The sequence below is a fragment of the Lentzea alba genome (genome assembly GCF_047445655.1).
Taxonomy (GTDB): Bacteria; Actinomycetota; Actinomycetes; order Mycobacteriales; family Pseudonocardiaceae; genus Lentzea; species Lentzea alba_A.
Window position 1 is genome coordinate 283,792 of sequence record NZ_JAJAEG010000007.1, and the last position, 25,244, is coordinate 309,035.

At 67.5% G+C, this 25,244-nt stretch carries 27 protein-coding genes; 12 read left to right on the forward strand and 15 right to left on the reverse strand.

Annotated elements, in window-relative coordinates:
* The first annotated feature begins 264 nt into the window (after nt 1-264).
* Nucleotides 265-1,416 carry a hypothetical protein gene (locus LFM09_RS14195; RefSeq protein WP_414096871.1) on the forward strand — a complete coding sequence of 384 codons (1,152 nt, stop codon included), beginning with the start codon at nt 265-267 and terminating at the stop codon, nt 1,414-1,416.
* A 49-nt stretch (nt 1,417-1,465) separates the two neighbouring features.
* Nucleotides 1,466-2,314 (forward strand): AraC family transcriptional regulator, encoded by an 849-nt coding sequence (locus tag LFM09_RS14200; protein ID WP_414096872.1) that lies wholly within the window; start codon nt 1,466-1,468, stop codon nt 2,312-2,314.
* Here the strand turns inward: LFM09_RS14200 and LFM09_RS14205 are convergent.
* From LFM09_RS14205 to LFM09_RS14225, 5 genes are all read right to left on the reverse strand, one after another.
* On the reverse strand, nt 2,304-3,212 hold the full coding sequence (locus LFM09_RS14205; RefSeq protein ID WP_414096873.1) for an ADP-ribosylglycohydrolase family protein: 909 nt from the start codon (nt 3,210-3,212) through the stop codon (nt 2,304-2,306). The genes LFM09_RS14200 and LFM09_RS14205 overlap by 11 nt on opposite strands.
* Nucleotides 3,209-4,465, reverse strand: coding sequence for a phosphoribosylamine--glycine ligase (gene purD / locus LFM09_RS14210; protein ID WP_414096874.1), 1,257 nt, complete (start codon nt 4,463-4,465; stop codon nt 3,209-3,211). Before purD ends, LFM09_RS14205 begins: the two co-directional genes overlap by 4 nt.
* 16 nt (nt 4,466-4,481) lie before the next feature.
* On the reverse strand, nt 4,482-5,459 hold the full coding sequence (locus tag LFM09_RS14215; protein ID WP_414096875.1) for a TAXI family TRAP transporter solute-binding subunit: 978 nt from the start codon (nt 5,457-5,459) through the stop codon (nt 4,482-4,484).
* Entirely contained in the window at nt 5,449-7,338 is a 1,890-nt protein-coding gene (locus tag LFM09_RS14220) for a TRAP transporter permease (protein WP_414096941.1), read from the reverse strand. Before LFM09_RS14220 ends, LFM09_RS14215 begins: the two co-directional genes overlap by 11 nt.
* A gap of 119 nt (nt 7,339-7,457) precedes the next feature.
* Entirely contained in the window at nt 7,458-7,718 is a 261-nt protein-coding gene (locus LFM09_RS14225) for a UBP-type zinc finger domain-containing protein (RefSeq protein ID WP_414096876.1), read from the reverse strand.
* Nucleotides 7,719-7,738: 20 nt separating this feature from the next.
* Between LFM09_RS14225 and LFM09_RS14230 the strand changes: the two genes are divergently transcribed.
* Both LFM09_RS14230 and LFM09_RS14235 read left to right on the forward strand, forming a co-directional pair.
* Entirely contained in the window at nt 7,739-9,298 is a 1,560-nt protein-coding gene (locus LFM09_RS14230; RefSeq protein ID WP_414096877.1) for a Na+/H+ antiporter, read from the forward strand.
* A gap of 83 nt (nt 9,299-9,381) precedes the next feature.
* Nucleotides 9,382-10,464, forward strand: a complete 1,083-nt coding sequence (locus LFM09_RS14235) for a glycerophosphodiester phosphodiesterase (protein ID WP_414096878.1) — start codon at nt 9,382-9,384, stop codon at nt 10,462-10,464.
* On the opposite strand, the gene LFM09_RS14240 is transcribed toward LFM09_RS14235, so the two are convergent.
* From LFM09_RS14240 to LFM09_RS14255, 4 genes are read right to left on the reverse strand one after another with little or no spacing between them, the layout of a single operon-like run.
* Complete coding sequence (locus LFM09_RS14240; protein ID WP_414096879.1) at nt 10,454-11,578, reverse strand: LLM class flavin-dependent oxidoreductase; 1,125 nt, start codon at nt 11,576-11,578, stop codon at nt 10,454-10,456. The two genes, LFM09_RS14235 and LFM09_RS14240, sit on opposite strands and share 11 nt — an antisense overlap.
* A complete protein-coding gene (locus LFM09_RS14245; RefSeq protein WP_414096880.1) occupies nt 11,575-12,543 on the reverse strand; it encodes an ABC transporter substrate-binding protein in 969 nt (322 codons plus the stop codon). The genes LFM09_RS14240 and LFM09_RS14245 overlap by 4 nt, the downstream gene beginning before the upstream one ends.
* Complete coding sequence (locus LFM09_RS14250) at nt 12,527-13,228, reverse strand: ABC transporter ATP-binding protein (protein WP_414096881.1); 702 nt, start codon at nt 13,226-13,228, stop codon at nt 12,527-12,529. Before LFM09_RS14250 ends, LFM09_RS14245 begins: the two co-directional genes overlap by 17 nt.
* A complete protein-coding gene (locus LFM09_RS14255; RefSeq protein WP_414096882.1) occupies nt 13,213-13,980 on the reverse strand; it encodes an ABC transporter permease in 768 nt (255 codons plus the stop codon). The genes LFM09_RS14250 and LFM09_RS14255 overlap by 16 nt, the downstream gene beginning before the upstream one ends.
* A 324-nt stretch (nt 13,981-14,304) precedes the next feature.
* Between LFM09_RS14255 and LFM09_RS14260 the strand changes: the two genes are divergently transcribed.
* Entirely contained in the window at nt 14,305-14,487 is a 183-nt protein-coding gene (locus LFM09_RS14260) for a hypothetical protein (protein ID WP_414096883.1), read from the forward strand.
* Nucleotides 14,488-14,493: 6 nt separating this feature from the next.
* On the opposite strand, the gene LFM09_RS14265 is transcribed toward LFM09_RS14260, so the two are convergent.
* On the reverse strand, nt 14,494-15,783 hold the full coding sequence (locus tag LFM09_RS14265; protein WP_112276682.1) for an adenylosuccinate synthase: 1,290 nt from the start codon (nt 15,781-15,783) through the stop codon (nt 14,494-14,496).
* A 110-nt stretch (nt 15,784-15,893) separates the two neighbouring features.
* Here LFM09_RS14265 and LFM09_RS14270 point away from each other — a divergent pair, with 110 nt between their 5' ends.
* The 3 genes from LFM09_RS14270 (at nt 15,894) to LFM09_RS14280 (ending at nt 17,486) form a co-directional block, all read left to right on the forward strand.
* Nucleotides 15,894-16,502 (forward strand): hypothetical protein, encoded by a 609-nt coding sequence (locus LFM09_RS14270; RefSeq protein WP_414096884.1) that lies wholly within the window; start codon nt 15,894-15,896, stop codon nt 16,500-16,502.
* 145 nt (nt 16,503-16,647) lie between these two features.
* Nucleotides 16,648-17,235 (forward strand): HNH endonuclease family protein, encoded by a 588-nt coding sequence (locus tag LFM09_RS14275; RefSeq protein WP_414096885.1) that lies wholly within the window; start codon nt 16,648-16,650, stop codon nt 17,233-17,235.
* Nucleotides 17,235-17,486, forward strand: coding sequence for a hypothetical protein (locus tag LFM09_RS14280; protein WP_414096886.1), 252 nt, complete (start codon nt 17,235-17,237; stop codon nt 17,484-17,486). The genes LFM09_RS14275 and LFM09_RS14280 overlap by 1 nt, the downstream gene beginning before the upstream one ends.
* Here LFM09_RS14280 and LFM09_RS14285 read toward each other — a convergent pair.
* Both LFM09_RS14285 and LFM09_RS14290 read right to left on the reverse strand, forming a co-directional pair.
* Entirely contained in the window at nt 17,395-18,555 is a 1,161-nt protein-coding gene (locus LFM09_RS14285; RefSeq protein WP_414096887.1) for an FUSC family protein, read from the reverse strand. The genes LFM09_RS14280 and LFM09_RS14285 overlap by 92 nt on opposite strands.
* A 6-nt stretch (nt 18,556-18,561) precedes the next feature.
* Nucleotides 18,562-18,972, reverse strand: a complete 411-nt coding sequence (locus LFM09_RS14290; protein ID WP_414096888.1) for a DUF3151 domain-containing protein — start codon at nt 18,970-18,972, stop codon at nt 18,562-18,564.
* A gap of 250 nt (nt 18,973-19,222) precedes the next feature.
* Here LFM09_RS14290 and LFM09_RS14295 point away from each other — a divergent pair, with 250 nt between their 5' ends.
* Entirely contained in the window at nt 19,223-20,338 is a 1,116-nt protein-coding gene (locus LFM09_RS14295) for a hypothetical protein (protein ID WP_414096889.1), read from the forward strand.
* A gap of 64 nt (nt 20,339-20,402) precedes the next feature.
* Here the strand turns inward: LFM09_RS14295 and fbaA are convergent, their stop codons facing one another.
* Together fbaA and LFM09_RS14305 are read right to left on the reverse strand one after the other, a co-directional pair.
* Nucleotides 20,403-21,437, reverse strand: coding sequence for a class II fructose-bisphosphate aldolase (gene fbaA / locus LFM09_RS14300; RefSeq protein WP_414096890.1), 1,035 nt, complete (start codon nt 21,435-21,437; stop codon nt 20,403-20,405).
* A 57-nt stretch (nt 21,438-21,494) separates the two neighbouring features.
* The gene (locus LFM09_RS14305; protein ID WP_414096891.1) at nt 21,495-22,286 is read right to left on the reverse strand and encodes a TIGR03620 family F420-dependent LLM class oxidoreductase; all 792 of its coding nucleotides are present in this window, start codon (nt 22,284-22,286) and stop codon (nt 21,495-21,497) included.
* Nucleotides 22,287-22,476: 190 nt separating this feature from the next.
* Here LFM09_RS14305 and LFM09_RS14310 point away from each other — a divergent pair, with 190 nt between their 5' ends.
* Nucleotides 22,477-23,403: an aldo/keto reductase gene (locus LFM09_RS14310; protein WP_414096892.1), complete on the forward strand. Its 927-nt coding sequence runs from the start codon at nt 22,477-22,479 to the stop codon at nt 23,401-23,403.
* A 44-nt stretch (nt 23,404-23,447) separates the two neighbouring features.
* Nucleotides 23,448-24,299: an SDR family oxidoreductase gene (locus LFM09_RS14315; protein ID WP_414096893.1), complete on the forward strand. Its 852-nt coding sequence runs from the start codon at nt 23,448-23,450 to the stop codon at nt 24,297-24,299.
* Here LFM09_RS14315 and LFM09_RS14320 read toward each other — a convergent pair.
* Nucleotides 24,289-24,573 carry a YciI family protein gene (locus LFM09_RS14320; RefSeq protein ID WP_414096894.1) on the reverse strand — a complete coding sequence of 95 codons (285 nt, stop codon included), beginning with the start codon at nt 24,571-24,573 and terminating at the stop codon, nt 24,289-24,291. The two genes, LFM09_RS14315 and LFM09_RS14320, sit on opposite strands and share 11 nt — an antisense overlap.
* Nucleotides 24,574-24,613: 40 nt before the next feature.
* Between LFM09_RS14320 and LFM09_RS14325 the strand changes: the two genes are divergently transcribed.
* Entirely contained in the window at nt 24,614-25,177 is a 564-nt protein-coding gene (locus tag LFM09_RS14325) for a SigE family RNA polymerase sigma factor (protein WP_167972523.1), read from the forward strand.
* Nucleotides 25,178-25,244: the final 67 nt, after the last annotated feature.

Below are 25,244 nucleotides of genomic sequence, written 5' to 3' on the forward strand. Positions count from 1 at the left end.
CACTCTCAGTTCCGTTTCCGATGGCGCGCCGTTGTGATTCCGGTAGCTTCCGCGACTTGGGGAGGAACGCACACGACCACCTGGGGGTACCTCGTGCACGGACCACAGCAGCCATACCCACCGCAACACCCGTATCAGCAGCCTTATCCCTTTCAGCACCCGCAGCAACCGCTTCCACCCGCGAAGAAGAAACGCACGGGGTTGATCATTACCGCGATCTTGGCTGCGGTGGTCCTCGTCGGGGGCGGGGTCACAGCAGCGGTCTTGCTGAAGGGGAACGACGAGAAGCAGGCGTCCCCGACCGTGCCTGAACCTGCTGACACCGAGGTGGTCGTGCAGAAGACCGAGGCGGAGGCGGTCAAGTACGGGGACGTGACGCTCTACGACGCCTGCACCATGATGCCCGCGACGCTGATCGAAGAGGTCGGGTTCAAGGCCGCAGCGCACGGCTGGCACAGCCAGAGCTATGTGCCGCGGTCGGTGCCTGCCGCCGACGCGACCATCAAGGACGAGATCCAGGCCATCTCGTCGTGCTTGTACGAGCCCATGAACGGGAAAGAGATCACACGGATCACGCTCTCCATTGATCAGACGCCGTTCAACCGCCTGTATCAGGTGAACGGTCCAGACAAGGACGAGACGTCGCTGGCCGTCGACGGCATCAAGGTCTTCATCAAACCCGACACGAAACCCGACAGCTTCAACGCGCGCATCATCTCCGCTGACAGCAAAGTGCAGGCGCATCTGGGTGCCCGCACGATGGCTGACAACAAGGAGATCACCGACTACCGGGCGACGTTCGAGAGTCTTGCGCGGCGGGTGGCGGAGAACTTCGTCAAGGGACCGCAAGGGCGGACCACGCACGTGCACACGGGCAGGTACGAGAGTGTGCCGAATGCTTGTGACATCTTGAGCGCCGAACTCTTCCAGGAGCTCACCCAGAGCAAGGACTCCGGCCTCGTCGAGGCCGACTTCCACGCACCGGAAGGCATGGAGAAGTTCGTCCACGAGAACAACGAGACGCGGTACTACTACTCGAATCAGCAAGACTGCCGGCGGCTGTCGCCCGAGTGGTTCACCGCCCGCGACCGGAGCGATGGCAAGGCGCTGAAGGTCGAGTTGCGGACGTACCGGGATGCCGAGATGGCGGTGAAGAACGCACAGGACTGCAACCCGAACTCACCAGCGCGCGGCATCACGGGTGAGGCGGTGCTCAGCGACGAGAACATCGGGGACTTCGCGACCTGCAGCTACCTGGTCGGTGACTCGCCCACGATCTCGTTCGTGGCTGGACGCACTCAGGTGCGGCTCACGGGGTACGGAGACTGGGCGCCGGACGACCCCAAGCAGTACGTGCGGCAGTTCGCGCCGATCGCCAAGCGGATGGTCGACGAGGTGCGCAAGGCGATCGGATAGGGCACAGGAAGTCGGGTGCTTCCCCGGCTGAGCCCATAGCGTTGGACGCGTGCTGGAACGACTGAACCAAGCCATGGCCCACATCGAGGACAACCTCGACGGCGAGGTGGACGTGCGACACCTCGCCCGGATCGCGGGGACGAGTGAGTACCACCTGCGGAGGTTGTTCAGTGCGCTCGCGGGGATTCCGTTGAGCGAGTACGTCCGGCGGAGGCGACTCACCAAGGCCGCGAGTGAGGTCCTCAGTGGACACGACTCGCTGCTCGACATTGCGATCAGGTGGGGTTATGGGTCCAACGAGGCCTTTGCCCGGGCGTTCAGGGCCATGCACGGGGTCGGGCCGCAGGAGGCGCGGACCGAGAGAAGGTCGTTGCAGTCACAGCAGATTCTGACGTTCAAGCTGATTGTCGAGGGGAGTTCGAGCATGGAGTACCGGATCGTTGAGAAGAAGGCGTTCCAGGTTGTTGGGCGGGGGACGCGGGTGCCGTTGGTGCACCTGGGGATGAACCCCGCGATCGTCGAGTTCATCAGGGGCATCGGTATGCCGACGTTGGAGCGGATGAAGGAGCTGAGCGACGGGGAGCCGGGAGGGCTCGTCGCGCTCACGTTCAACCAGGAGGGCGTCGAGGAAGGAGATCACCTCGACTACTTCCACGGGGTGGTGACCAACGAAGAAGCCCCGAGCGACATGGAGACGCTCGACGTGCCGGAGCACACGTGGGCGGTGTTCAAGGCCGAAGGGCCGTATCCCGAGACGATTCAGCACATGTGGCGGGACGTGTACACGCAGTGGTTCCCGTCCAACAGCTACGAGAGCGTTGAGGGGCCGTCGATGTTGCACACGCAGATCGAGGGTGACACGGCGAAAGCGGAGTTGTGGATTCCCGTCACCAGCTGAGGGCCAGGCGTTCGATCACGTCTCGCAGTTCGAGCACGGAAAGCCACGACTGAGGGATCACGGCAACGCCGTCGCGGGCGCCCAGGATGTTGCCGCAGATCGAGCCGGTCGAGTCCGAGTCGCCTGAGTGGTTGACCGCCAGGCGTAGAGCAGCAGGGAAATCTGCGCCCACCAGGGCCGCGTGCAGGCCGATGGCCAGGGCTTCTTCGCCCACCCAGCCGCCGCCCAGTTCGGACTCGATTTCTTCCGGGGTCAGTGGGCCGAGGCCCATCACCTTGTCCAGCAACGAGGTTTGTTCCTCGTGCCCTTCCCAGCGCACCAGTTCGGAGCGGGCTACAGACACGGCCGAAACCAGGTCGTGGCCGCCGAACAGAGCGGCGACGATCACGGCCAGAGCGCCTGCGGACAGGTAGCCGCTGGGGTGGTGGTGCGTCATGCGCGCTGTTCCTGCCGCCAACGTGAAGACCTCGCGCATGTCGCGGGACCACACGGCGACGGGGGCGGCGCGCATGACGCCGCCGCAGCCCTTGGAGTCGTTCTTTTCGTTGTGCTTCAAGGCGGTGATGCACGTGTGGCCCGGCGCGCGCCGGGAGTGCAGGCGCTGGTCCGCCATCAGCCAGCCGTCGTCGGCGACCGGAGGCCCGCCCTGGGTGTGCAGCCAACGGCCGTAAGCCGCACGAACCGAGAGCAGCGGATCAACGGAGTGCTGCCGCGCGAGCAGCAGACCCTCCAAAGTGAACAGCACCATCTGGGTGTCGTCGGTGATCTCCAACGACGGCAGGTCGACGACGCCCGCCTCACCGTAAAGACGCCGGATCGTGTCGATCGACGAGAACTCGATCGGCGCACCCAGGCCGTCTCCCACGGCGCCGCCCAGCAGGCAGCCGAGCAGGCTCACGGCACCGTGATCTGGCCGTCGACTGCCTTCGAGGCGATGTCCGAACGGTGGTGCGAGCCGGTGAGGTGGATGTCCGCGATGCGCTTGTAAGCGCGGTCACGGGCCTTCGACAGCGACTTGCCGGTGCCCACGACGGACAGCACGCGGCCGCCCGCGGAGACCACGGCGCCGTCCTCGCGGCGACGAGTGCCTGCGTGCAGCACGCCGTCGGCCTCGGAGCCGGTGATCACGTCACCCGTGCGCGGGCGGCCGGGGTAGCCCTCGGCAGCCACGACGACCGTGACGGCGTAGCCGTTCTCCCACTCCAGAGCAGGAAGATCCGCAAGCGTGCCCTGAGCCGCGGCCAGGAACAGAGACGAGATCGGCGACTTCAGCAGGGCCAGGACCGACTGGGTCTCCGGGTCACCGAAGCGGCAGTTGAACTCGATCACCTGCACGCCGTTGGACGTCAGAGCCAGACCCGCGTACAGCAGACCGACGAACGGCGTCTCCCGCGCGCGCAGCTCGTCGACAACCGGCTGCACACAACGCGAAACAATCTCATCAACCAGCCCGGAAGGCGCCCACGGCAGCGGCGCGTAAGCACCCATGCCACCGGTGTTCGGACCGTGGTCCCCGTCACCCACACGCTTGAAGTCCTGGGCCGGGATCAGCGGCACGACGGACACACCGTCGGTGACGCAGAACAGCGACACCTCAGGACCGTCCAGGAAGGACTCCAGCAGCACCGGGTGACCACCGTCGAGCAACGTCATCGCGTGCGCACGGGCAGCGGCCAGGTCGGACGTCACCACGACGCCCTTGCCCGCGGCCAGACCGTCGTCCTTCACGACCCACGTCGGCCCGAAGCGGCCCAGCGCGGCGTCCAGGCGGGCCGGGTTGTCCACGACCTCGCTGTGCGCGGTCGGCACCCCCGCGGCGTTCATGACGTCCTTCGCGAACGCCTTGGACCCCTCGATCCGGGCCGCCGCCTTCGACGGCCCGAAGCACGGGATCCCCAACGAACGAACCGCGTCAGCGGCCCCGACGACCAGGGGTTGTTCGGGGCCGATGACAACGAGGTCGGCCTTCCACTCCTTCGCGAGGGTGGCGACCGCCGAAGCATCTGCGACGTCCACGCCGTAGATCTCGGAGTGTCCCGCGATGCCGGCGTTGCCAGGCGCGCACGCCAAAGCAGTCAGCTGCGGGTCGCGCGACAACGCGAGGACAAGGGCATGCTCACGGGCTCCAGACCCGATGACCAGGACGCGCACGATGCCCCAGCGTAGTTCAGCCGAGCGCCTGCTTCGCCCCAGGGTGCAGCGGGACCGGGTCGGAGGCCGAAGCCTTGGCCTTGTCGATGTCCTTCACGGCCGGGTGCACCTTCTCCAGGTCAGCCTTCTTGTCGAAGATCAGCTTGGTCACCGCGCACGCGTTGTTGGCCGCGAAGTCCTCTCGGACGAGCAGCAGGTTCGGCACCACGATCGTCGGAACGTCCGAGGTCCCGTAGGTCGCCGCCGGGATCGACGCGGTGTCGTAGACCGGGCTGATCTTCTTCATCTCCGGCAGCAACGGGGTGATGTCGACGAACTTCACCCGGTCCTTGAGCGACGTCGTGATGTCCGTGATCTGCGGCGTCGGCAGACCACCGGACCAGATCAGCCCGTCGATGCTGCCGTCCTTCATCCCGTCCGCGGTCTTGGTCAGGTCCAGACGCTGAGCCTGAACGTCGGAGTCGATGTTGAGACCCGCCGACTTCAGCAGGCGGCCCGCGATCACCTCGGTGCCGGACTTCGGCGAGCCCGTCGAGATCCGCTTGCCCTTCATGTCCGCGATCGAGTTGATCCCGGAGTCCGCCCGGACGAGCACCTGCGTGTAGTTCGGGTAGATCCGCGACAGCGCCGCGATCTTCTCCTTCTTGCCGTTGAACGCCCCGGTGCCGTTCACCGCGTCGGCTGCCGTGTCGGCGAGCGAGAACGCGATGTCGTACGTGCCGGAGACGAGCTGCTGGATGTTCTGCACGGACGCACCGGTCTCGGCAGAGGACGCCTTCAGCTTCGAGTTGTCGGAGATCAGCTTCGCCAACCCGCCGCCGACCACGAAGTACACGCCACCGGAGTTGCCGGTCGCGATCGTGATCCGGCCGTCGGACGCCTCACAGGACGTCTGAGAGCCGCCGGCGTCCGGCGTCGTGGGCGTGCGCTTGCCACCACACCCGGAAACCACGAGAGCCAATGCGATCGCACCGATCGCGTACTTACGCAGCATCAGGAACCCTCCTACGAGTAACCAGGTGGACCGCCACGGCCACCACGAGGAACCCGGCCCCGATGGCGATCGTCAACGGCTGCAGATAGAGCAGGAACAACGCGGCCGGCACGCACAGCACGCGTTCCGGCCAGCGCGCGGGACCGAACAGCCACCCGCCGGTCAGCACCGCAAGAGCGGCTACCCCCAGCGCGGACGCACCGAACGTCCACACCGAATCCAGCAACGGCCCGCGCAGCAGCAGGCCGGCGCCGTTGTCGGTCAGCACGAACGCCAGCGGCACGAGGAACGCCGGCAGCGTGTACTTCCACGTCTGCCACATCGTCTTCATGACATCGCCGCCGGTCAGCGCGGCCGCGGCGACCGCAGCCAGCGCCGTCGGCGGCGTGACCTCGGACAACACCGCGTAGTAGAAGATGAACATCGCGGTCTCGGCCGGCTCGACGCCCAGCGTGATCAACGCCGGCCCGATCACGACCCACGAGATGATGAACGACGCGGTCACCGGCACGGCCAGCCCGAGCACCGACACCGCGACGGCCGCGAACACCGCCGTCAACATCAGGATCACCGTCGGCGACGAGGTCAGCAGCGAAGCCAGGTCCACGAGAGACCCCGCAAGCGCTTGCCCCAGCCCGGTCTTGGTGATCGTCGACGTGATCACGCCGGCCGCCGCGCACACCGCGATCACCGGGAACGCCGAGCGCACGCCAACAGACAGCGAGTCGGCGATCAGCCGGAACCAGTCACGCCGGTGGTTGATCAACGCGAACAGCGCCGCGACACCGGTCGCGTACACGACGGCCTTGTAGACCGGGATGTCCAAAGCCAGGAAGACGATGATGATCCCGAGCGACAGGAAGTGGTACCAGCCGAGCTTCAGCACGTCCCAGAACCGCGGTGCGTCCACGTCGACCGGCCGCGCCCCGAACCGCCGCGCGTCGGCCTCGACCGCCAGCGCGATGCCCAGGTAGTAGAGCAACGTCGGGATGATCGCCCAGATCAGCACCGACAGGTACGACACCTGCAGGTACTCCGCGATGATGAACGCCGCCGCGCCGAGCGTCGGCGGCGACAGGATCGCCCCGATGCCGGACGCCGCGAGCAGCCCGCCCGCGTTCTCCTTGGGATAACCGGCTTTCTGCAGCATCGGCCACGTCACCGCGCCCAACGACACGGTCGTCGCGGTACCGGAGCCGGACACCGTGCCCAGCAGGAACCCAGCCGTCGCCGCGGTACGCCCGGGCGCCGTCCGCGACTTCCGGAAGGCGGCGAAGCTGACGTCGACGAAGAACTTCCCGGCGCCAGAAGCGTTCAGCACCGCGCCGTAGATCGTGAACAGCACGATGTAGGTGGCGGCGACGTCCAGCGGCGTCCCGTAGAACCCGCTGGCGTCGTTGAAGAACCCGTTGATGATCTGCGAGAAGTCGACGCCGGAGTGCGCGATCGACCACGCCGGCGGCAGGAACCCGCCGTAGTACGCGTAGGCGATGAACCCCAGGCACACCACCGGAAGCACCCACCCGGTCGTGCGTCGGCAGGCCTCCAGGATCAGCACGAGCAGGATCGCGCCGGCGGTGACGTCCAACGACGTCAGCTGCCCCTGCCGGTTCAGGAACTCGTCGAAGCCCCCGAACAGCGGGTACGCGCCGACGACGAACGCGGCACCAGCCAGCACCCAGTCCCACCAGGGCGGCTGGTGCCCCTTGCCGTAGGACAGGAACACCAGCGGCAGCGTCACCGCCAGGAAGATGATCAGGTAGTACTGGCTTCCCTTGGCGAACGGGAAGAACACCTGTTTGAGCACCAGCAGTGCGATCAGCAGGCCGGCGATCCAAAGGGCCCGCTCCCACCTGGGTGAGAGCGAGCGCGACGGCATCTCCTCGTCGTGCTCCGCGACGATGCGGGCGAGGTCCGGGTTGGCCACGGTCGAACCGTACTGTGGCCGCTGTCACAAGGGCAGACGATCAATCCAAAGGGATTGCAAAGAAGCGCTGCTCACACGATGGCACTGTCCACATAGCACCAGCGCCAGTCCTCGCCCGGTTCGAAGGACCTCATGACCGGATGCTGGGACGCACCGAAGTGCTTGGTCGCGTGCTTGCCGGGACTCGAGTCGCAGCACGCCACGTGCCCACAGGACAGGCACATCCGCAGGTGAGCCCAGTTGTGCTCACCCAGAGCGAGACAGTCGACGCAGCCCTCGGTCGACTCCGGCGCCACCGCTGCGGGCAGCGCTCCCACGTGCGAACAGGTCATGGCTCCCATCATTACGCAGAATGAGCGGCATGGTCGGGCCTGAACTACTGCTGCTGTTGCTCGGAGCGCTGGTCGTCACCGCCATCGCGCGCCGCCTGAACTGGTCGGCGCCGCTGGTGCTGGTCGCCGTCGGGCTCGTGGTCTCGTTCATCCCAGGTGTGCCGGAGTTCGAGCTCGACCCGCACCTGATCCTGGTCCTGGTGCTGCCGCCGCTGCTCTACAGCGCCGCGCTGGACAGCTCGTACCTCAACATCCGCGCGAACCTGCGCCCGATCGGCCTGCTCGCGGTCGGGTTGGTGCTGTTCACGACGTTCGTCGTCGGCATCACGGCCAGGCTGGTCTTCCCCGACCTGCCGTTCGCCGCCGCGCTGGTCCTGGGCGCGGTGGTCGCCCCGCCGGACGCCGTTGCCGCCGTCGCGATCGGGCGCAAGCTCGGGCTGCAACGCCGTGCGATGACGCTGCTGGTCGGCGAGAGCCTGATCAACGACGCCACGGCGCTGACCGCGTTCAAGGTCGCGGTGGCGGCCGCGGCGGGCACGGCCATGCACCCCGTCACCAGCGTCGGGATGTTCCTGCTGATCACGGTCGGCGGCATCGCGGTCGGTCTCGTCGTCGGCGTGGTGGTCCGCTTCCTGCGCAAACGGCTCTGCGAGGGCGTGCTGGAGAGCGCGCTGGGTCTGCTCGTGCCGTTCGGTGCCTATCTGCTCGCCGAGGAGGCGGCGCACGTCTCCGGTGTGCTCGCGGTGGTCGTCGCGGGCCTGTACATCGGCCACAACGCGCCGCGCGGCACCTACTCGACCCGGCTGCAGGACGCCGCGGTGTGGCGCAGTGCGGACGTGCTGCTGGAGTCGTTCGTCTTCGCCCTCATCGGCCTGCAGGTGTCGACCATCGTCAGGAACGTCGACCTCGACACGGGTCTGCTGCTGGGCGCGGCCGCAGTGCTGCTCGCCACGATCCTGGCGCGGTTCGTCTGGATGTACCCGGCCACCTACCTGCCGAGGATCCTCTTCCCGAAGCTCAAGAAACGCGAGGACCGGCCTCCGCACCTCGGCCAGGTCACGGTGATCTCGTGGGCGGGCATGCGCGGCGTGGTCACACTGGCCGCCGCTGCGGCGGTCCCGGAGAACGTCCCGGGACGCGACATCATCCTGTTCTGCGCCTTCGTCGTGACGGTCGCCACGTTGTTGTTGCAGGGCACGACGTTGCCGTGGCTGATCAACAAGATCGGCTTCGAGGGCGACGACGCCCGCAAGGACGCACTGGCCGAGGCCCAGGTGCAGCACCGCGCCGCGCAGGCGGCCGTGACGCGGCTGGACGAGGAGATCGACAACGTGCCCGAGCACGTCCGCGACCAGCTGCGATCGCTCGCCGAGCATCGGGGCAACGCCGCCTGGGAACGGCTCGGGCGGCAGGAGGAGGAGAGCCCCGCAGCCGCGTACCGGAGGCTGCGCACGGCGATGCTCAAGGCCGAACGGGACGAGTTCATCAAGGCGCGAGACAACGGGGAGATCGACGACGAGGTGCTCTTCCGCGTGCTGCGCGAGCTGGACTTGGAGGAAGCCGCCCTGTCACGTGAATAGACACTGCCTCGTGAGTAACCGTTCACCTGCTTTTCGTGTTGCGATGCTTGGGTGCGCTCTCAACACAAACGGGAGGTCGAACGATGTATCGGAGAGGTCTAGCCGCCGTAGTCCTCGTCTTCGCGGGTGCGGTGGTGGCGTCCCTGCCCTCCGCTTCGGCACACGACGACAAGGGCCCGATCGTCATCGGGCACCGGGGTGCGTCGGCGTACCGGCCCGAGCACACCCTCGCGGCCTACGAGCTCGCGGCTCGCACGGGTGCGGACTACATCGAGCCGGACCTGGTCTCGACCAAGGACGGCAAGCTGGTCGCGCGGCACGAGAACGAGATCGGCGGCACGACCGACGTTTCGACCAAGACGCAGTTCCTCGACCGCAAGAAGACCAAGGTCATCGACGGCACCCCGATCACCGGCTGGTTCACCGAGGACTTCACGCTCGCCGAGCTGAAGACGTTGCGCGCCAAGGAACGCATCCCCGCGATCCGCCCGCGAAACACGCTCTACGACGGCCGCTTCGAGGTGCCGACACTGCAGGAGGTCATCGACCTCACCAAGCGCCTGTCCCGTGAGCTCGACCGCGAGATCGGCATCTACCCGGAGACCAAGCACCCGACGTACTTCAAGTCGATCGGTCTCGCGCTGGAGCCGAAGCTCGTCGACGTGCTGAACCGCAACGGTCTCAACCGCCGCAGCGCCAAGGTCTACGTGCAGTCGTTCGAGGTCTCCAACCTCAAGGAGCTCAACAGGTCGCTGCGCGTGCCGCTGGTCCAGCTGGTCAACGGTTCCGGCGCGCCGTACGACTTCATCGTGGGCGGCGACAAGCGCACCTACGCCGACCTGGTCACCCCGGCTGGTCTGCGCGAGATCCGCAGCTACGCGGACGGCGTGGGTCTCACCAAGGACCTGATCATCCCGCGGGACGCCGCCGGCTTCCTCAAGCAGCCGACGACCGTGGTCAAGGACGCGCACAAGGTCGGTCTGATCGTGCACTCGTGGACGTTCCGCAACGAGAACTCGTTCCTGCCGGCCGACTTCCGGTCCTCGGTCGACCCGGCCGCGTACGGCCGGGCCTTCGAGGAGTACGACGTGTTCTTCAAGACCGGCATCGACGGCGTGTTCGCGGACAACCCCGACACGGCCATCGAAGCCAAGGTCAAGCGATAGCCGATGCGAGCGTGCGGTCCCCGTCGAGCAACCCGCGTTGTTCGAGCTGGGGCCGCACGCCTTCGCCGAACCAGTAGGCCTCTTCGAGGTGCGGGTAGCCGGAGAGGATGAACTCGCTGATCCCGACGGAGTGGTACTCCTCGATCAGGTCGGCGACCTCCGAGTGCGAACCCACCAGCGCCGTTCCCGCACCGCCACGCACGAGCCCGACGCCCGCCCACAGGTTCGGGTAGATCTCCAGGCCTCGCACGCCACGGCTGAGGTCACCGCCGTGCAGCGCCAGCATCCGTTGCTGGCCAACGGATTCCGACGTCCGCAGCTGCTCCTGCGCCTTGGCCACCGCCGCTGGGTCGAGCGCGTCGAGCAACTTCGCTGCTGCCGCCCACGCCTCAGCTGAGGTGTCCCGGCTGATCGTGTGCAGCCGGATGCCGAACCGGATTGGTCGGTCCGTCAACGCCCGGACCCGCGCGATCTTCGCTGCCACGTCCTCCGGCGGTTCGCCCCAGGTCAGGTACACGTCAGCGGTTCGAGCGGCCACCGGCAGTGCGGCGTCCGACGAGCCACCGAAGTAGATCGGCGGGGTCGGATTCGGCGCAGCCAGCAAAGTCGCGTCCTGGACCTGGTAGTGCTCGCCCTCGAACGAATACGGCTCGCCGGTCCAGATCCCGCGCACGATCTGCAGGAACTCGTCCGTGCGGGAGTAGCGCTGGTCGTGGTCGAGCCAGTCACCGAACCGTTGCTGCTCAACGGAATCACCGCCGGTGACGACGTTCAGCAGCAACCGCCCGCGCGAGATCCGCTGGTACGTCGAGGCCATCTGCGCGGCCAGCGTCGGCGACAGCACCCCCGGCCGGAACGCCACCAGGAACTTCAGCTTCGAGGTCTGCGCGATCAACGCGGCCGTGGTCAGCCACGCGTCCTCGCACCACGTACCGGTCGGCGTGAGCACACCGGTGAACCCGACCTGCTCGGCCGTGCGCGCGATCTGCGCCAGGTAGTCGATGTCCGGCTCGCGACGAGCCCCGGCCGCCGCCGCGCGGTTGGCGTGGAAGTGCTCCACGACCGTGCGGCCGTCGCCGGACGTCGGCAGGAACCAGTGCAGTGTGACGCTCATGCGAGATCTCCCTGGAACCTCGTGTCGACGAACTTCGCGAAGTCGACCTTGCCCGGCAACGTCTTGTCCTCGGTGAACGCGTCCGCGAGCTCCTGCTCGGACTTGATCAGGGTGTCGTCGAGCTTCACCGGCAGGTCGCCGTTGCGGTTGACCGCGGCCAGAGCGACCTCGTACTTGAGGCCCGTCTCCGCCGCCCACGCCTTCGCCCACTCCTCGCGGTGCGTGTCGGCCCACTTCTGCGCCTTGTAGTAGCGGATCAGGTATTCCTTGATCGCCGGGTTCTTCCCCTTGTCGTCCAACGCCTTGCGGCCCGCGACCTGGAAGCCGTACCCGTTCGACCTGCCCTCACCGGTGGTGAGCACGCGGGCCTTCGCCTCCTGCTGCGCCTGCGCGGTGTACGGATCCCAGACCGCCCAAGCATCGACCTTGCCCTGCGTGAACGCGCCGTACGCATCCGACGGCTGCAGGTAGTTCAACGTGACGTCCTTGGTCGTCAAGCCGTTGGCGCGCAACGTCAGCAGCACCTGGCCGTGCGCCGAGCTGCCCTTGGCGACCGCGATGTTCTTGCCCTTCAAGTCGTTGACACTGCGAAGAGGCGAGTTCTCCGGCACGAGGATCGCGTCTGCCTCGACCTCGCCCTTCGACGCACCAACGGCGGCGATCTTGGCGTTCGCGGCGGCGGCGAAGATCGGCGGTGTGTTGCCGACACCTCCGAGGTCGATCGCTCCCGCGGAAGCCGCCTCCAGCAGAGGCGGGCCGGAGGTGAACGTCGACCATTCGAGCTTGTACGGGAAGTCGTTCAGCAGACCGGCCGCGGTGAGCAGTGCCTTCGCGCCGCCCTTCTGGTCGCCGACCTTCAGCACGACCTCGCCGGCCGGGGTGTCCTGTGCCGTCGCCGCGCACCCGGTCGTGAACAAAATCGCGGCGAGCAGACCGAGCAGGCTCCTCTTAGGCAGCTGTTTCAACATCCACTCCCAGATCGGCGAGCACGCGGGTGCGTTGCTCCACAACGGAAGCCCGGCGACGCGGGCGGGGCAGGTCGACGTGGTGGGTGGCGACGATCCGGCCCTCGTCCAGCACGAGGATCCGGTCGGCCAGCAGCAACGCCTCGTCGACGTCGTGCGTCACGAGCAGCACAGCGGGCCGGTGCCTGACCCACAGGTCTTCCACCAGGTGGTGCATGGCGAGCCGGGTCAACGCGTCCAACGCGCCGAACGGTTCGTCCAGCAGCAGCACGTCTGGCTCGCGCACCAACGCCCGTGCGAGCGAAACCCGTTGTGCCTCACCACCGGACAACGTCAGGGGCCACGCGTCGGCGTGATCGGGCAACCGCACTTCTTCGAGCGCCTTCAAGGCGATCGCGCGCCCGTCGGGCTTCTGCAGGCCCAACGAGATGTTCCGCCAGACCTTGCGCCACGGCAGCAGACGCGGCTGCTGGAACGCGATCGACACCGTCCCGGAGACCCGCGCCTCGCCGGTGATCTCCCGGTCCAGGCCCGCGAGGATGCGCAGCAACGTCGACTTCCCGCAGCCGCTGCGACCGAGCAGGGCCACGAACTCACCCGGCGCGATCTCCAGGTCGATGTCGTCCAGGACCGTCCGTGCGCCGAAAGCCTTGCGCAGTCCGCGCACGCTCACCGGGCTCGCCATCGCAGCACTCTCCTTTCGAGAAGGCGCACCAGCGCGTCCGTGGTGAGGCCGAGCAGCGCGTAGACCACGAGGCCGACGACCACGACATCGGTGCGGAGGAACTCACGGGCGTTGTTGATCAGGTGGCCGAGCCCGGAGTCGGCGTTGATCTGCTCGCCGACGATCAGCGACAACCACGCGGTGCCGAGCGCGATCCGCAGTCCCACCAGGGTTTGTGGCACGGCGGACGGCAGCACGACGTGCGCGACGCGTTCGAACCGGCTGTAGCCCAGCGCACGAGCGGCCTCGACCAGACCGGGGTCGGTCTGCCGGATGCCCGCGTGCAGGTTGAGGTAGAGCGGGAACGCGACACCGGCCGCGACCAGCGCCAGCTTGGGTTCCTCGCCGATGCCGAACCACAGGATGAACAGCGGGATCAGGCCGAGGTGCGGCAGCGTGCGCAACATCTGGACGGGCGGGTCCAACAATGTCTCGCCCCACCGGGAAAGGCCCGAAATGAGCCCGAGAGCGACGCCGACCAGGCCGCCGATGAGAAATCCGAAGAAAACGCGGCCCAGTGAAACGAGGAATGCGTCGACCAGTTGTCCGTCCGCGATGAGCTCCGCGGCGGACTCCGCCACCGTCAGTGGAGAAGCCAGCTTCTCGGGCGAGAGAACACCCGTTGAGCTGGCCAGTTGCCACAGCAGGACCAGCGCGACCGGGCTGATCCACCGCACCGGTAGCGTCGGTTTCCGAACGAGTGAAAGGGCCACGGCGCGAAGTACAGGCGAGTCCAGAGCGTGAGTCAACGACGCCCAAATCGTGAAAAAGCGTCTGACTTCGAGATAGTCGGTCGCGGGTGGTTTTTCTTCCAACGGCCGAGTGACGCCATCGTTCTGCACGAACTGACGCACGTCCGGTCAGATGTCACAACGACATACGCGACTCTCGCGCTCTGGCGGGCATTCGTGCTCGTGCCGTACCTGTTCCTCCTGGCGTCACGGCGTTGAGAGCCCGTGAACAGCACGCCGACGTGTTCGTGGCGCGCTGGACCGGGTTTGCGGAGCCGTACCGCACGCTCGAGCCGGACTCGTTGCGTGGAACCCAAGTGCGTGGCACCGGCTCAGCTCGCCGGGGAGACGTTCGCACCGCCACCGGACGCCGTCCACGGCGTGGTGAAGGACGCCGTCCACGGCGTGGTGAAGGACGACGGCACGATGGCCCGAGAACTGATCAAGGGCCGCAACCGGCTCGGGGAGCTGATCACGGCCCTTCGGTGAGTTTGATCAGCCGAGGACGTCGTGGCGGACGATCGTCTGGTCGCGGCCAGGACCGACGCCGATCGCCGACACGCGGGCGCCGATGATGCTCTCCAGGTACTCGACGTAGGCCTTGGCGTTGGCCGGCAGCTCGTCGAACGTGCGGCAGTGCGAGATGTCCTCGAACCAGCCCGGCAGCTCCTCGTAGACCGGGACGGCGTGGTGCACGTCGGTCTGCGTCATCGGCATCTCGTCGACACGGCGGCCGTCCACTTCGTACGCGACGCAGACCGGCACCTTCTCCAGGCCGGACAACACGTCCAGCTTGGTGAGGAAGTAGTCGGTGATGCCGTTGACGCGCGAGGCGTAGCGGGCGATCACGGCGTCGAACCAGCCGGTGCGGCGCGAGCGTCCGGTGGTGACACCGAACTCGCCGCCCTGCTTGCGGAGGTACTCGCCCTGGTCGTCGTTGAGCTCGGTCGGGAACGGACCGGAGCCCACTCGGGTCGTGTACGCCTTCAGGATGCCGATCACCGTGCTGATGCGGGTCGGGCCGACGCCGGAGCCGACCGTCGCGCCACCCGAGGTCGGGTTCGACGACGTGACGAACGGGTAGGTGCCGTGGTCGACGTCGAGCAGGGTGCCCTGCGAGCCCTCCAGCACCACGATCTCGTCGCGGTCCAGCGCCTGGTTGAGCAGCAGGCGGGTGTCCGCGATGCGGTGCACGAAGTGCTGACCGCGCTCCAGGACCTGGTCGACGACCTGGTCGGGGTCGAGCGCCTTGCGGTTGTAGACCTTGACCAGCACCTGGTTCTTGAAGTCCAGGGCCGCCTCGACCTTCTGCCGGAGGATCTTCTCGTCCAGCAGGTCCTGCACGCGCACGCCGACGCGGGCGAGCTTGTCCTGGTAGGCGGGGCCGATGCCGCGACCGGTCGTGCCGATCTTCGCCTTGCCCAGGTACCGCTCGGTCACCTTGTCGATGGCCACGTGGTACGGCATGATCAAGTGCGCGTCCGACGAGATCAGCAGGCCGCTGGTGTCGACGCCCTTCTCCTCCAGGCCCGCGAGCTCCTCGAGCAGCACGCCGGGGTCGACCACGACACCGTTGCCGATCACGTTCTTCACGCCGGGCGTGAGGATGCCGGACGGGATGAGGTGCAGGGCGAACTTCTGGCCGTCCGGGAGGACCACGGTGTGACCCGCGTTGTTGCCGCCCTGGTAGCGGACGATCCACTGGACACGCTCACCGAGGATGTCGGTGGCCTTGCCCTTGCCCTCATCGCCCCACTGGGCACCGATCAGCACGACGGCCGGCATGTGAAACTCCAAGCACTTGGACTGGTTCAAGCGAATGCCGGTAAGCGAGGGTAGACCAGGAGATGACCGTGCGCGGAATCGTGTTGGCCTGCGGAAACACGCAGTTGCCAATGATCACTCAACGTGACGACGTCCACGTCGTTCCAGCCCGCCCCGGCAAGGACCACGTAGATCAACACCTGGACGCCGAACGGCTGATCGTCGTGGGTACTGACGCGGACCTGGCCGCGGTCGCGTTGCGGTTGCTGCGCAAGGAGAAGCTCGCTTCCGTCGCCCTCGGTTACGTGCCCGTGGGCGATTCGCCCGTTGCCGCACTTTGGGGCCTTTCGCCGGACCCCGGCCGGGCGCTGGACGTCGCACTGAACGGTGACGTAGATCCCGTCCCGTTCGTCCGTGACGACGTCGGCGGTGTCCTGATGGGACTCGGCGTGTTGTCGCCGGTTCGTGGCGTGGGTTACAGCGACGCGGACAACGTGCTGCGCGGCCAGGCGTCGCGGATCGAGTGCACGCCCGACCCCGACGGCGGCTTGGGCCTCATCGTCCGAATCGTCAACAAGCGCCTCATCGGCACACGGGTCCGGGAGAGCCGGCCGCGCGCGTTCCAGCTCGGCTGCCTGCCCACGACCGCCGTTCTCGATGGTCACAAGCACCCGCGCGCGATCGACAAGTGGACCTGGTACCGGCACACCGAGGACCTGAGGCTGGTTCGAGGCGTCTAGGCGTGTGCTTGTCGTTCACTTGAGTGTCACCCAAAGGCATTGCGTAATTCCATAATGTGACTAAGGGTGGTCCCGATCACTTCCAACAAGGAAGGTCGGGATGATGTCAAAAGTTAACCGAATCATTGGTGTTTCTGTTGCCACAATGGCGCTCACCATTGGTTTTGTTTCCCCTGCACTCGCGACACCGCCGAACATCCCCAGCACCACTACTGCGAAATCCGAGCTGGCGAGCCTCACCGTCGCCAGCGAGGGCTCGATGACGGGCTATTCGCGCGACAAGTTCCCCCACTGGATCACTCAGTCGGGCACGTGCAACACCCGTGAGGTCGTGCTGAAGCGCGACGGCACGAACGTGGTGACCGACTCGTCGTGCGCGGCCACGTCGGGCCGCTGGTTCTCCCCGTACGACGGCGCCACCTGGACCGCGGCCTCCGACGTGGACATCGACCACATCGTGCCGCTGGCGGAAGCCTGGCGGTCCGGCGCGTCGTCCTGGACCACGTCCCGACGCCAGTCGTTCGCGAACGACCTGTCCGGCCCGCAGCTGATCGCGGTGACCGACAACGTGAACCAGGCCAAGGGCGACCAGGACCCGGCCTCCTGGAAGCCTCCGCTGTCGTCCTACAACTGCACGTACGCGAAGATGTGGGTCCGGACGAAGAAGAACTGGGGACTCACCCTGCAGAGTTCCGAGAAGACCGCACTGACGGGAATGCTCAACAGCTGCTGATGAACTCACTCTCCTCGCTTTTCGTGGCCGGTCCCGGTGGCGTGATGACGGACGAGGTCGGCGTCGTCACCGGAGACCTGGAACTGCGCACGGACCTGGCCGATGACGGTCAGCTGCGTGCGCTGGTCCGCTACGAGGGTGCGGAAGAGTGGTACGCCATCACGGGCGCGTCGTGTGCCCTGGCCGATCCTCGCGATCACGAGCCGGTTCACTCGCTGCTGCTGGGCCTGCTGAACCGGCCGGAGGGCTGAGCGGCGGCAACGCCTCCATGGCCTCGCTCCTGCTCAACCCGGTCGCCTGCAGCAGATCCACGGCCACGCTCCGGATCTGCGCCAGCACGACCTTCGACGAGAACCCGTCCCCGCCGAGGCGCCGCGCGGTGAGCACCCGCGCGGCGTTTCGCACGGCCTCCCGCGTCTGCTTGGGCTCCTTGCCCTTCTCGAGCTCGGCCTTCAAACAGTCGACGGCGTCCGCGTAGTCCTTCAGGACCTCCGGCACACCGTCCGGAATCTCCTCGTGCGCCTTGAGCGCCGCCATCGTCCGGCGGGCGAGCACGCGGGTGTTGCGGATCGCGTAGTCCACCGGCCCGGCCGCGGTCTGGTACCTGCTGAGCTCGTCCTTGGACCGCCACCGGATGGGCGCGATCCTCGCGATCTCGCTGCCGGTCTGCAGCGCCGACTTGTAGTCGTCGATCGTGGACTGGCTGGTCCGCAGCTCCGCCAGCACGCCGGCCGCCTTGACCGCGTCGTCCTCGGTGAGGGCCTCGGCGATGTTCCGCAATGCGCTGCTGAGGGTGTTCGTGAGCGCCTTCAGCTGCCGTTGGGCCACGGTGACCGGGTTGGCCGGCAGCAACGCCGCCACCGCGAGGCCCACGAGGCCACCGGTCAGCGCGTCGATCATGCGGTCGAACCCGCCGCCCGCACTCGGCGGCAGCAACGTCGCGACCAGAACCGCGGACGACCCGGCCTGAAGCGCGATGACCGAGCCGCCGTCCAGCAGCACGGCTCCGGACATCGCGAGGCCGACGACGAGCGCGATCTGCCACGGCCCGCTGCCGATCCAGCCGATCAGCGCGTCGCCCACCCCGACGCCGACGGACACGCCGACGACGAGCTCGCCGACGCGCCGCAGCCGTTGCCCCAAAGAGACTCCGAGGCAGATGACTGCGGCGATCGGCGCGAAGAACGGGTGTTCGTGTCCGATGACGAGGGTCGCCACGAGCCAGGCGAGGCCCGCGGACAGAGCACTTTGGACGATCGGCAGCGCGGCCCCGCGCCACCGCGTCAGCCCGCGCCCGACCGCGTCCCGGACAGCACCCACGTCAGATCAGGCCAGACCCAGCGCGGCCGGCGCCTTGGGGTCGGAGTCAGCGAGGAACTTCGAGCAGCGCTCCCACTCCTCGTCCTCGCCGATCTCGCGGGCGGCACGGGCCAGCGCGGCGAGCGCGCGCAGGAAGCCCTGGTTCGGCCGGTGGTCCCACGGCACCGGGCCGAAGCCCTTCCAGCCGGAACGACGCAGCTGGTCGAGGCCGCGGTGGTAGCCGGTGCGGGCGTAGGCGTACGCGGCGACGGGGTCACCCGAGTGCAGGGCACGCTCTGCCAGCAGCGCCCACGCCTCGGAGAAGTCGGGGTAAGCGCGAACGATCTTGCCGGGATCGGTGCCACCATCCGCGGCTGCCTGCGCCTCAGGGCGCTCGGGAAGACGGGTCGGCTCAGGCCCGAGGAGGTTCTCATGCATGCGGCCCATCGTGCCGCACTGCCACGTGTCAGGACATGAACACCCTCATGACAGCGGCCACAACGGCCAGCATCAACGCGGTCACGAGCACTCCGGCGACGATCTTCTTAGCCATGGGCGTGCACTGTGCCGCGCTAGCCCGGAGAGATCAACGACGCTCACCCGATCGTGCATACGAATTGGAAACATCAGGGTAAAACCAGGGTGGTTTCGGCTTCCTGTCCACCGCCTGTCCGCTCATGATGTGCGGATGATCCAGGGGGTAAGGCAGTTCCGCGACCAGTACTGGGAGCGAGGCGCACCAGGCAGGGACACACCGGCGACGCTGACGAAGCAGCTGTACCAGCTCTGGCTGGTCGGCTTGCTGCTCAAGCTGCTGGGCTCGTCGTGGGACGTCTCGTGGCACTTCAAATGGCTGCGCGACGACCTCGCCCCGCCGCACCTGATCAACACCGTCGGCACGGTGATCGTGGTCGGGCTGACGTTGTTCCACACGTTCACCGGCTACGGCGTCGACAAGCTCACACTGCGGCTGATGCAGGTCGGGTGCGGGATCTTCCTGGTCGCGCTGCCGATCGACGTCATCAACCACCGGATCAACGGCCTCGACATCACGTCGTGGTCCGGTTCGCACGCGCTGCTGTACCTGGGCACCGCGGTCATGCTGGCCGGCGCGATCCGCGGGTGGATGAAGTACTTCCCGAACGGCAACATGCGCACGTTCGGCCTGGTCGCGCTGTGGTTCTTCTTCCTGGAGAACGTCTGGTTCCCCAACCAGCACCAGGAGTACGGCGTGCGCGCGCTGCAGGCCTACGACAGCGGCAGGCCGGAGGCCGAGCCGATCCTGCTGCAGTTCGCCGCCGACCAGCTCGGCATCCCGGTCGGGCGTGAGGCGGTGGTCAACTTCGCATTGCCGATCGCGGACTGGGTCTACCCGGTGTGGGGCCTGGTGGCGGCCGCGATCGTGCTGGTGATCGCGCGGCGCACGATCGAGAAGCCCTGGGCGGCCACGGCCGTCGCCGGCGGTTATGTCGCGTACCGGTGCCTGATCTGGCCGATGCTGGCCGGGATCGACTTCCCGAAGTCCGCGGTGCCGTTGTTCCTGATCCTCGTCGGGCTCGCGATCGACGCGGCGCACGCGGCCAAGATGCCCACGCCGGCCGCGGCCGTGCTGGGGTCTGCCACCGTCACGACGGTCGGCTACGTCGGCATCTGGTTCCAGCAGGAGTACCTGTGGGGTCCGCCGATCTCGTTCTCGTCGGCCGCGGTGACCGCCGTGCTGCTGGCGGTGCTGTGGACCGCGGGCGACATGCTCATCCACCGTCCGGAAGCCCAACTGCTCGCCTCACGCCTCAAGCTCAGCTGAAAAAGATGAAGGGCACCTTCATCCACGTGACGTGGATGAAGGTGCCCTTCATCGTTGAAGCAGGTCAGCCCGCGATCATGCGGCCCGACGACTTGAGGTGCTCACACGCCTGCGCGATGCGGGCGCCCATGGCCGTCTCGGCGGCCTTGAGGTAGCTGCGCGGGTCGTAGGTCTTCTTGTTGCCTACCTCGCCGTCGATCTTCAGCACGCCGTCGTAGTTCGCGAACATGTGCGCCGCGATCGGGCGGGTGAAGGCGTACTGCGTGTCCGTGTCGATGTTCATCTTGATGACGCCGTACGACACGGCCTCGTGGATCTCCTCGAGCAGCGAGCCGGAGCCGCCGTGGAAGACGAGGTCGAACGGCTTCGAGCCGGCCGGGAGGCCCAGCTTCTCCGCCGCCACGTCCTGGCCCTGCTTGAGGATCTCCGGACGCAGCTTCACGTTGCCCGGCTTGTAGACGCCGTGCACGTTGCCGAACGTCGCGGCGAGGAGGTAGCGGCCCTTCTCACCGGCGCCGAGCGCGTCGACGGTCTTCAGGTAGTCCTCTGGCGTCGTGTAGAGCTTGTCGTTGATCTCGTTGTCGACGCCGTCCTCCTCGCCACCGACGACACCGACCTCGATCTCGAGGACGATCTTCGCCTTGGCGGAGAGGTCGAGCAGCTCGCTCGCGATCTGGAGGTTCTCCTCCAGCGGCACGGCCGAGCCGTCCCACATGTGCGACTGGAAGAGCGGGTTGCCGCCCTTGTCCACCCGCTCCTGGCTGATCGCGATCAGCGGACGCACGTACCCGTCGAGCTTGTCCTTCGGGCAGTGGTCGGTGTGCAGCGCGATGTTCACCGGGTACTTGGCCGCGACCACGTGCGCGAACTCCGCGAGCGCCACAGCGCCGGTCACCATGTCCTTGACCTTGGTGCCCGAGGCGAACTCGGCACCGCCGGTCGAGATCTGGATGATGCCGTCGCTCTCGGCCTCGGCGAATCCGCGCAGAGCCGCGTTGAGAGTCTCCGACGAGGTGACGTTGATCGCGGGGTAGGCGAACTCGTTCGCCTTGGCCCGGTCCAGCATCTCCGCGTAGACCTCGGGGGTTGCGATGGGCATCGGTCGTCCTCCTCAGGTGCCCTGAACGCCGTGTCGACCGCATCCTACGAGCACGTGTCACGGGGCCAGCGCGGCGGCCAACTCGTCATAGCGGCCGTTCAAGGACTGGATGGCCACGTGGTCCGCGCCCGCCTCCAGGTGTGCCCGCAACCGCTGCGCCACCTGATCGGGGTTACCCATCGGTACCACCGCGTCCACCAGGCGATCCGAGCCGGCGCCCGCGAAGTCGTCGTCGGTGAACCCGTACCTCTTCCAGCTGTTCCGGTAGTTCGCCAGCGGTGTGTGGTGAACGAGCGTGAACTCCCGCGCCATCCTCCGCGCGGCTTCCCGGTCCTCCTCGACCACGACGCACACCGCGGGTGCGAGCAGCCGGTCGCCGAGGGCCTGACGTGCCTCCGCGGTGTGCTCGGGCGTGTTGAGGTACGGGTGCGCTCCCGCGGTGCGCCGGGCTGCCAGTTCCAGCATCTTCGGGCGCAACGCGGCGAGCATGAGCCGGTCCTGCGGGACGTCCAGGCCGTCCAGGTACGCCGAGACCCGCTCCAGCGGCCGTTCGTACTCGGCGTTGTAGAGCTTGTGGCCCGCGCCGACGCCGAGCACGAGCCGGTCGCTGCCGATGCGGCGGTACGAGGCCGTCACGGTCTCCGGATCGGTCTCCCACACGTTGAGGACGCCGGTCGCGATCGTCATCGTCGTCGTGGCGGCCAGCATCTGCTCCGGCACGGCCAGGTCGGCCTCCGGAGAAGCCGCGTACCAGAACGTCGAGTAGCCGAGCGCCTCCAACTCCGCCACCTCGCCCGCTCGCTCCGACCAGGCATGTTTGGGTCCCCACACACCGAACGTCCCGAGCACGCTCACTCCTTCAGCGCGGCGGCCACCTCCTCTTGGTGGCCGTTCAGGAATTGGATCGCGACGTCGTCCGCTCCCGCTACCACGCTCTTCGAGCCACGCGGCATCGTCGATCTTGGCCGCCCACGCACCCGTCTGCGCCCACACTCCGGACTCGTCCACATCGGTTGACAGCACGGCGTACGTTCGCGTCATGCCGATCTTGAGCACCACTGATTTGAACGTGTCCCGACTTTGCCTGGGGGGCAACGTCTTCGGCTGGACGGCCGACGAGGACGCCTCGTTCGCAGTGCTCGACGCCTACTCGGAGGCGGGCGGGAACTTCGTCGACACCGCCGACGTGTACTCGGCCTGGGGCGAGGGCAACTCCGGCGGTGAGTCGGAGACGATCATCGGCAAGTGGCTGGCCAAGCGTGGGAACCGCGACGACGTCGTGGTCGCCACCAAGGTCGGCATGCTCGCCGGGTTCAACAACCAGAAGCGCGACACCGTCCTGACCAGCGCCGAACGCTCGTTGAAGCGGCTCGGCGTGAACCACATCGATCTCTACTACAACCACCTGGACGACCCGACCACGCCGCTCGAGGAGACGCTGGCTGCGTACGACCAGCTCGTGCGCGACGGCAAGGTCAGGTTCATCGCGGCCTCCAACTTCTCCGCCGAACGCCTGGCCGAGGCGCTGGAGATCCAGGAGCGCGAGGGCTTCGCGAAGTTCGTGGCGCTGCAGCCCGAGTACAACCTGGTCAGCCGCGCCGCGTTCGAGGGTGACCTGCAGCAGGTCGTGCAGGACAACGGGCTCGCGACCGTGCCGTACTGGTCGCTCGCCAAGGGCTTCCTGACCGGCAAGTACCGGCCCGGCGTCGAGGTCGAGAGCGCTCGGGCGAAGGCGGCCTCGAAGTACCTCGACGAGCACGGCCTGCAGGTCCTGGAGGTGCTCGACGAACTCGCCGAGACGCACCAGACGACCGTGGCCGCGGTCGCTCTGGCGTGGCTCGCCCAGCAGCCGACGGTGGCCGCGCCGATCTCGTCCGCACGGACGTTGGAGCAGCTCAGCGACCTCGTCCCGGTGCTCTCACTCGAACTGACGCAGGCCGAGGTGGACCGTCTGAGCGCAATTTAACTTGCCAGTAGCTTACCGGGAGTAGGTTGCGTTACCGTGACGGCATGGACGTCACGGGCAAGGTGGTACTGATCACCGGCGCGGCCAGGGGCATCGGCGCCGAGGTGGCGAGGCAACTGGCCGCGCGCGGGGCTCGTCTCGCGCTCGTCGGGCTCGAGAAGGCCCAGCTCGAAGAGGTCGCGGCCCAGACCGGCGGCAAGGCGTGGGAAGCCGATGTCACGGACTGGGACGTGCTCGAACGCGTCACGAACGAGGTCGCGGAGCACTTCGGCGGCATCGACGTGGTGATCGCGAACGCGGGCATCGCGGCCACCGGGTTCGTCCGCTCGATGGACCCCAAGGCGTTCGAACGGGTCATCGAGGTCAACCTGCTCGGCGTCTGGCGCACGGTCCGCACGGCGTTGCCGCACCTGGTCAAGAGCCGCGGCTACTGCCTGGTCGTGTCGTCGCTGGCCGCGATCGTGCACATCCCCGGCAACGCGGCCTACTCGGCGGCGAAGGCGGGCTGCGAGGCGTTCGCGGACAGCCTGCGCGCCGAGGTCCGGCACCTGGGCGTCGACGTCGGCACGGCCTACTTCTCGTGGATCTCCACGGACATGGTCAACAGCGCCGACCAGCACCCCGTCTTCGGCAAGCTGCGCAAGGGCATGCCGGGGCTCGCCGGCAAGAAGTACCCCGTCCGCGACGTCGGGAAAGCCGTGGTCAGGGGCGTCGAGAAGCGCTCGAGGGCGGTCCACGTCCCCGGCTGGGTCGGCGCGTTGAAGTACTTCCGCGCGTTCACGCCGATGGTCGTGGACCGCCAGGCGGTCGCAAAGGTGGCCGAGGCCGACCGGCAGATGGCCCAGCAGGACACATCAGGCCTGGTCGGACCGGGCGGTCAAGCCGCTAGTCGGTGAGCCACGAACCCAGGAGCGCGTTCCAGACGCGGATCTCCCACTTGGTGATCACGTTCGCAGGCGTGTACGGGTCGGCCGAGATGATCTCCTTCAACGTCGCCTCGTCGGCGGCGTCGTAGATGATCAACGCGCCGGTGTCGTCCGCGTACGGACCTGCGGCGAGGACCACGCCCTTCTCGGCGAGAGAGGCGATGTACTCGCGGTGTGCGGGGCGCACCGCGAGGCGCTTCTCACGGTCCGGACCGAACACCAATTCGACTGCAAAGCGGGCCATGCGACCACCGTAGCGATGGTGACCGGTACCGTCCTACCTTGTGGTTGGCGACGAAACCCCGCGCACCGTGCAGGACACCCTGACCAACCTGCGAATCAAGGACGGCGTCGCAGGACCTCCCACAGGGCCCCTCACGCTCGAAGACCTGTACAAGCAGCACCGCATGCGCCTCGTGAGGCTCGCGCTGCTGCTGGTGGACGAGCCCTCAACGGCCGAGGACGTGGTTCAGGAGGCGTTCGCCGGCCTGCACCGCAACTGGAAGGGCCTGCGCGACGCACAGGCGGCCGTGGGCTACCTCCGCACGGCCGTGGTCAACGGCTCGCGCAGCGTGCTGCGCCGGCGCAAGACCGCGCGCGACTACACCCCGCCGCACGTGGCGAACGCGCGGTCGGCCGAGTCGCTCGCGATGCTGACCGCCGAGCACCAGGCCGTGGTCAAGGCCCTGCAGCAGCTGCCGCCGCGCCAGCGCGAGGTGCTCGTGCTGCGCTACTACGGCGACCTGTCCGAGGCCGAGATCGCCGAGGCCACCGGCATCTCCAAGGGCACCGTGAAGTCGACGGCCTCCCGTGCGCTGGACGCCCTCCAGAAGATCATGGCGGGCTAACCCGATCGTTAGCAGCGTTCAAGTTTTCCCCAGTTGAGCCGTTTTGCCCGGTGAGAGCGGTCTCAGC

Coding starts and splice junctions, on each gene's coding strand:
- LFM09_RS14215 (WP_414096875.1), bottom strand. CDS start 5,459: ATGCTGCGTAAGTACGCGATCGGTGCGATCGCATTGGCTCTCGTGGTT.
- LFM09_RS14220 (WP_414096941.1), bottom strand. CDS start 7,338: ATGCCGTCGCGCTCGCTCTCACCCAGGTGGGAGCGGGCCCTTTGGATC.
- LFM09_RS14225 (WP_414096876.1), bottom strand. CDS start 7,718: ATGACCTGTTCGCACGTGGGAGCGCTGCCCGCAGCGGTGGCGCCGGAG.
- LFM09_RS14230 (WP_414096877.1), top strand. CDS start 7,739: ATGAGCGGCATGGTCGGGCCTGAACTACTGCTGCTGTTGCTCGGAGCG.
- LFM09_RS14235 (WP_414096878.1), top strand. CDS start 9,382: ATGTATCGGAGAGGTCTAGCCGCCGTAGTCCTCGTCTTCGCGGGTGCG.
- LFM09_RS14240 (WP_414096879.1), bottom strand. CDS start 11,578: ATGAGCGTCACACTGCACTGGTTCCTGCCGACGTCCGGCGACGGCCGC.
- LFM09_RS14250 (WP_414096881.1), bottom strand. CDS start 13,228: ATGGCGAGCCCGGTGAGCGTGCGCGGACTGCGCAAGGCTTTCGGCGCA.
- LFM09_RS14265 (WP_112276682.1), bottom strand. CDS start 15,783: ATGCCGGCCGTCGTGCTGATCGGTGCCCAGTGGGGCGATGAGGGCAAG.
- LFM09_RS14270 (WP_414096884.1), top strand. CDS start 15,894: ATGATCACTCAACGTGACGACGTCCACGTCGTTCCAGCCCGCCCCGGC.
- LFM09_RS14275 (WP_414096885.1), top strand. CDS start 16,648: ATGGCGCTCACCATTGGTTTTGTTTCCCCTGCACTCGCGACACCGCCG.
- LFM09_RS14280 (WP_414096886.1), top strand. CDS start 17,235: ATGAACTCACTCTCCTCGCTTTTCGTGGCCGGTCCCGGTGGCGTGATG.
- LFM09_RS14290 (WP_414096888.1), bottom strand. CDS start 18,972: ATGCATGAGAACCTCCTCGGGCCTGAGCCGACCCGTCTTCCCGAGCGC.
- LFM09_RS14295 (WP_414096889.1), top strand. CDS start 19,223: ATGATCCAGGGGGTAAGGCAGTTCCGCGACCAGTACTGGGAGCGAGGC.
- fbaA (WP_414096890.1), bottom strand. CDS start 21,437: ATGCCCATCGCAACCCCCGAGGTCTACGCGGAGATGCTGGACCGGGCC.
- LFM09_RS14310 (WP_414096892.1), top strand. CDS start 22,477: ATGCCGATCTTGAGCACCACTGATTTGAACGTGTCCCGACTTTGCCTG.
- LFM09_RS14315 (WP_414096893.1), top strand. CDS start 23,448: ATGGACGTCACGGGCAAGGTGGTACTGATCACCGGCGCGGCCAGGGGC.
- LFM09_RS14320 (WP_414096894.1), bottom strand. CDS start 24,573: ATGGCCCGCTTTGCAGTCGAATTGGTGTTCGGTCCGGACCGTGAGAAG.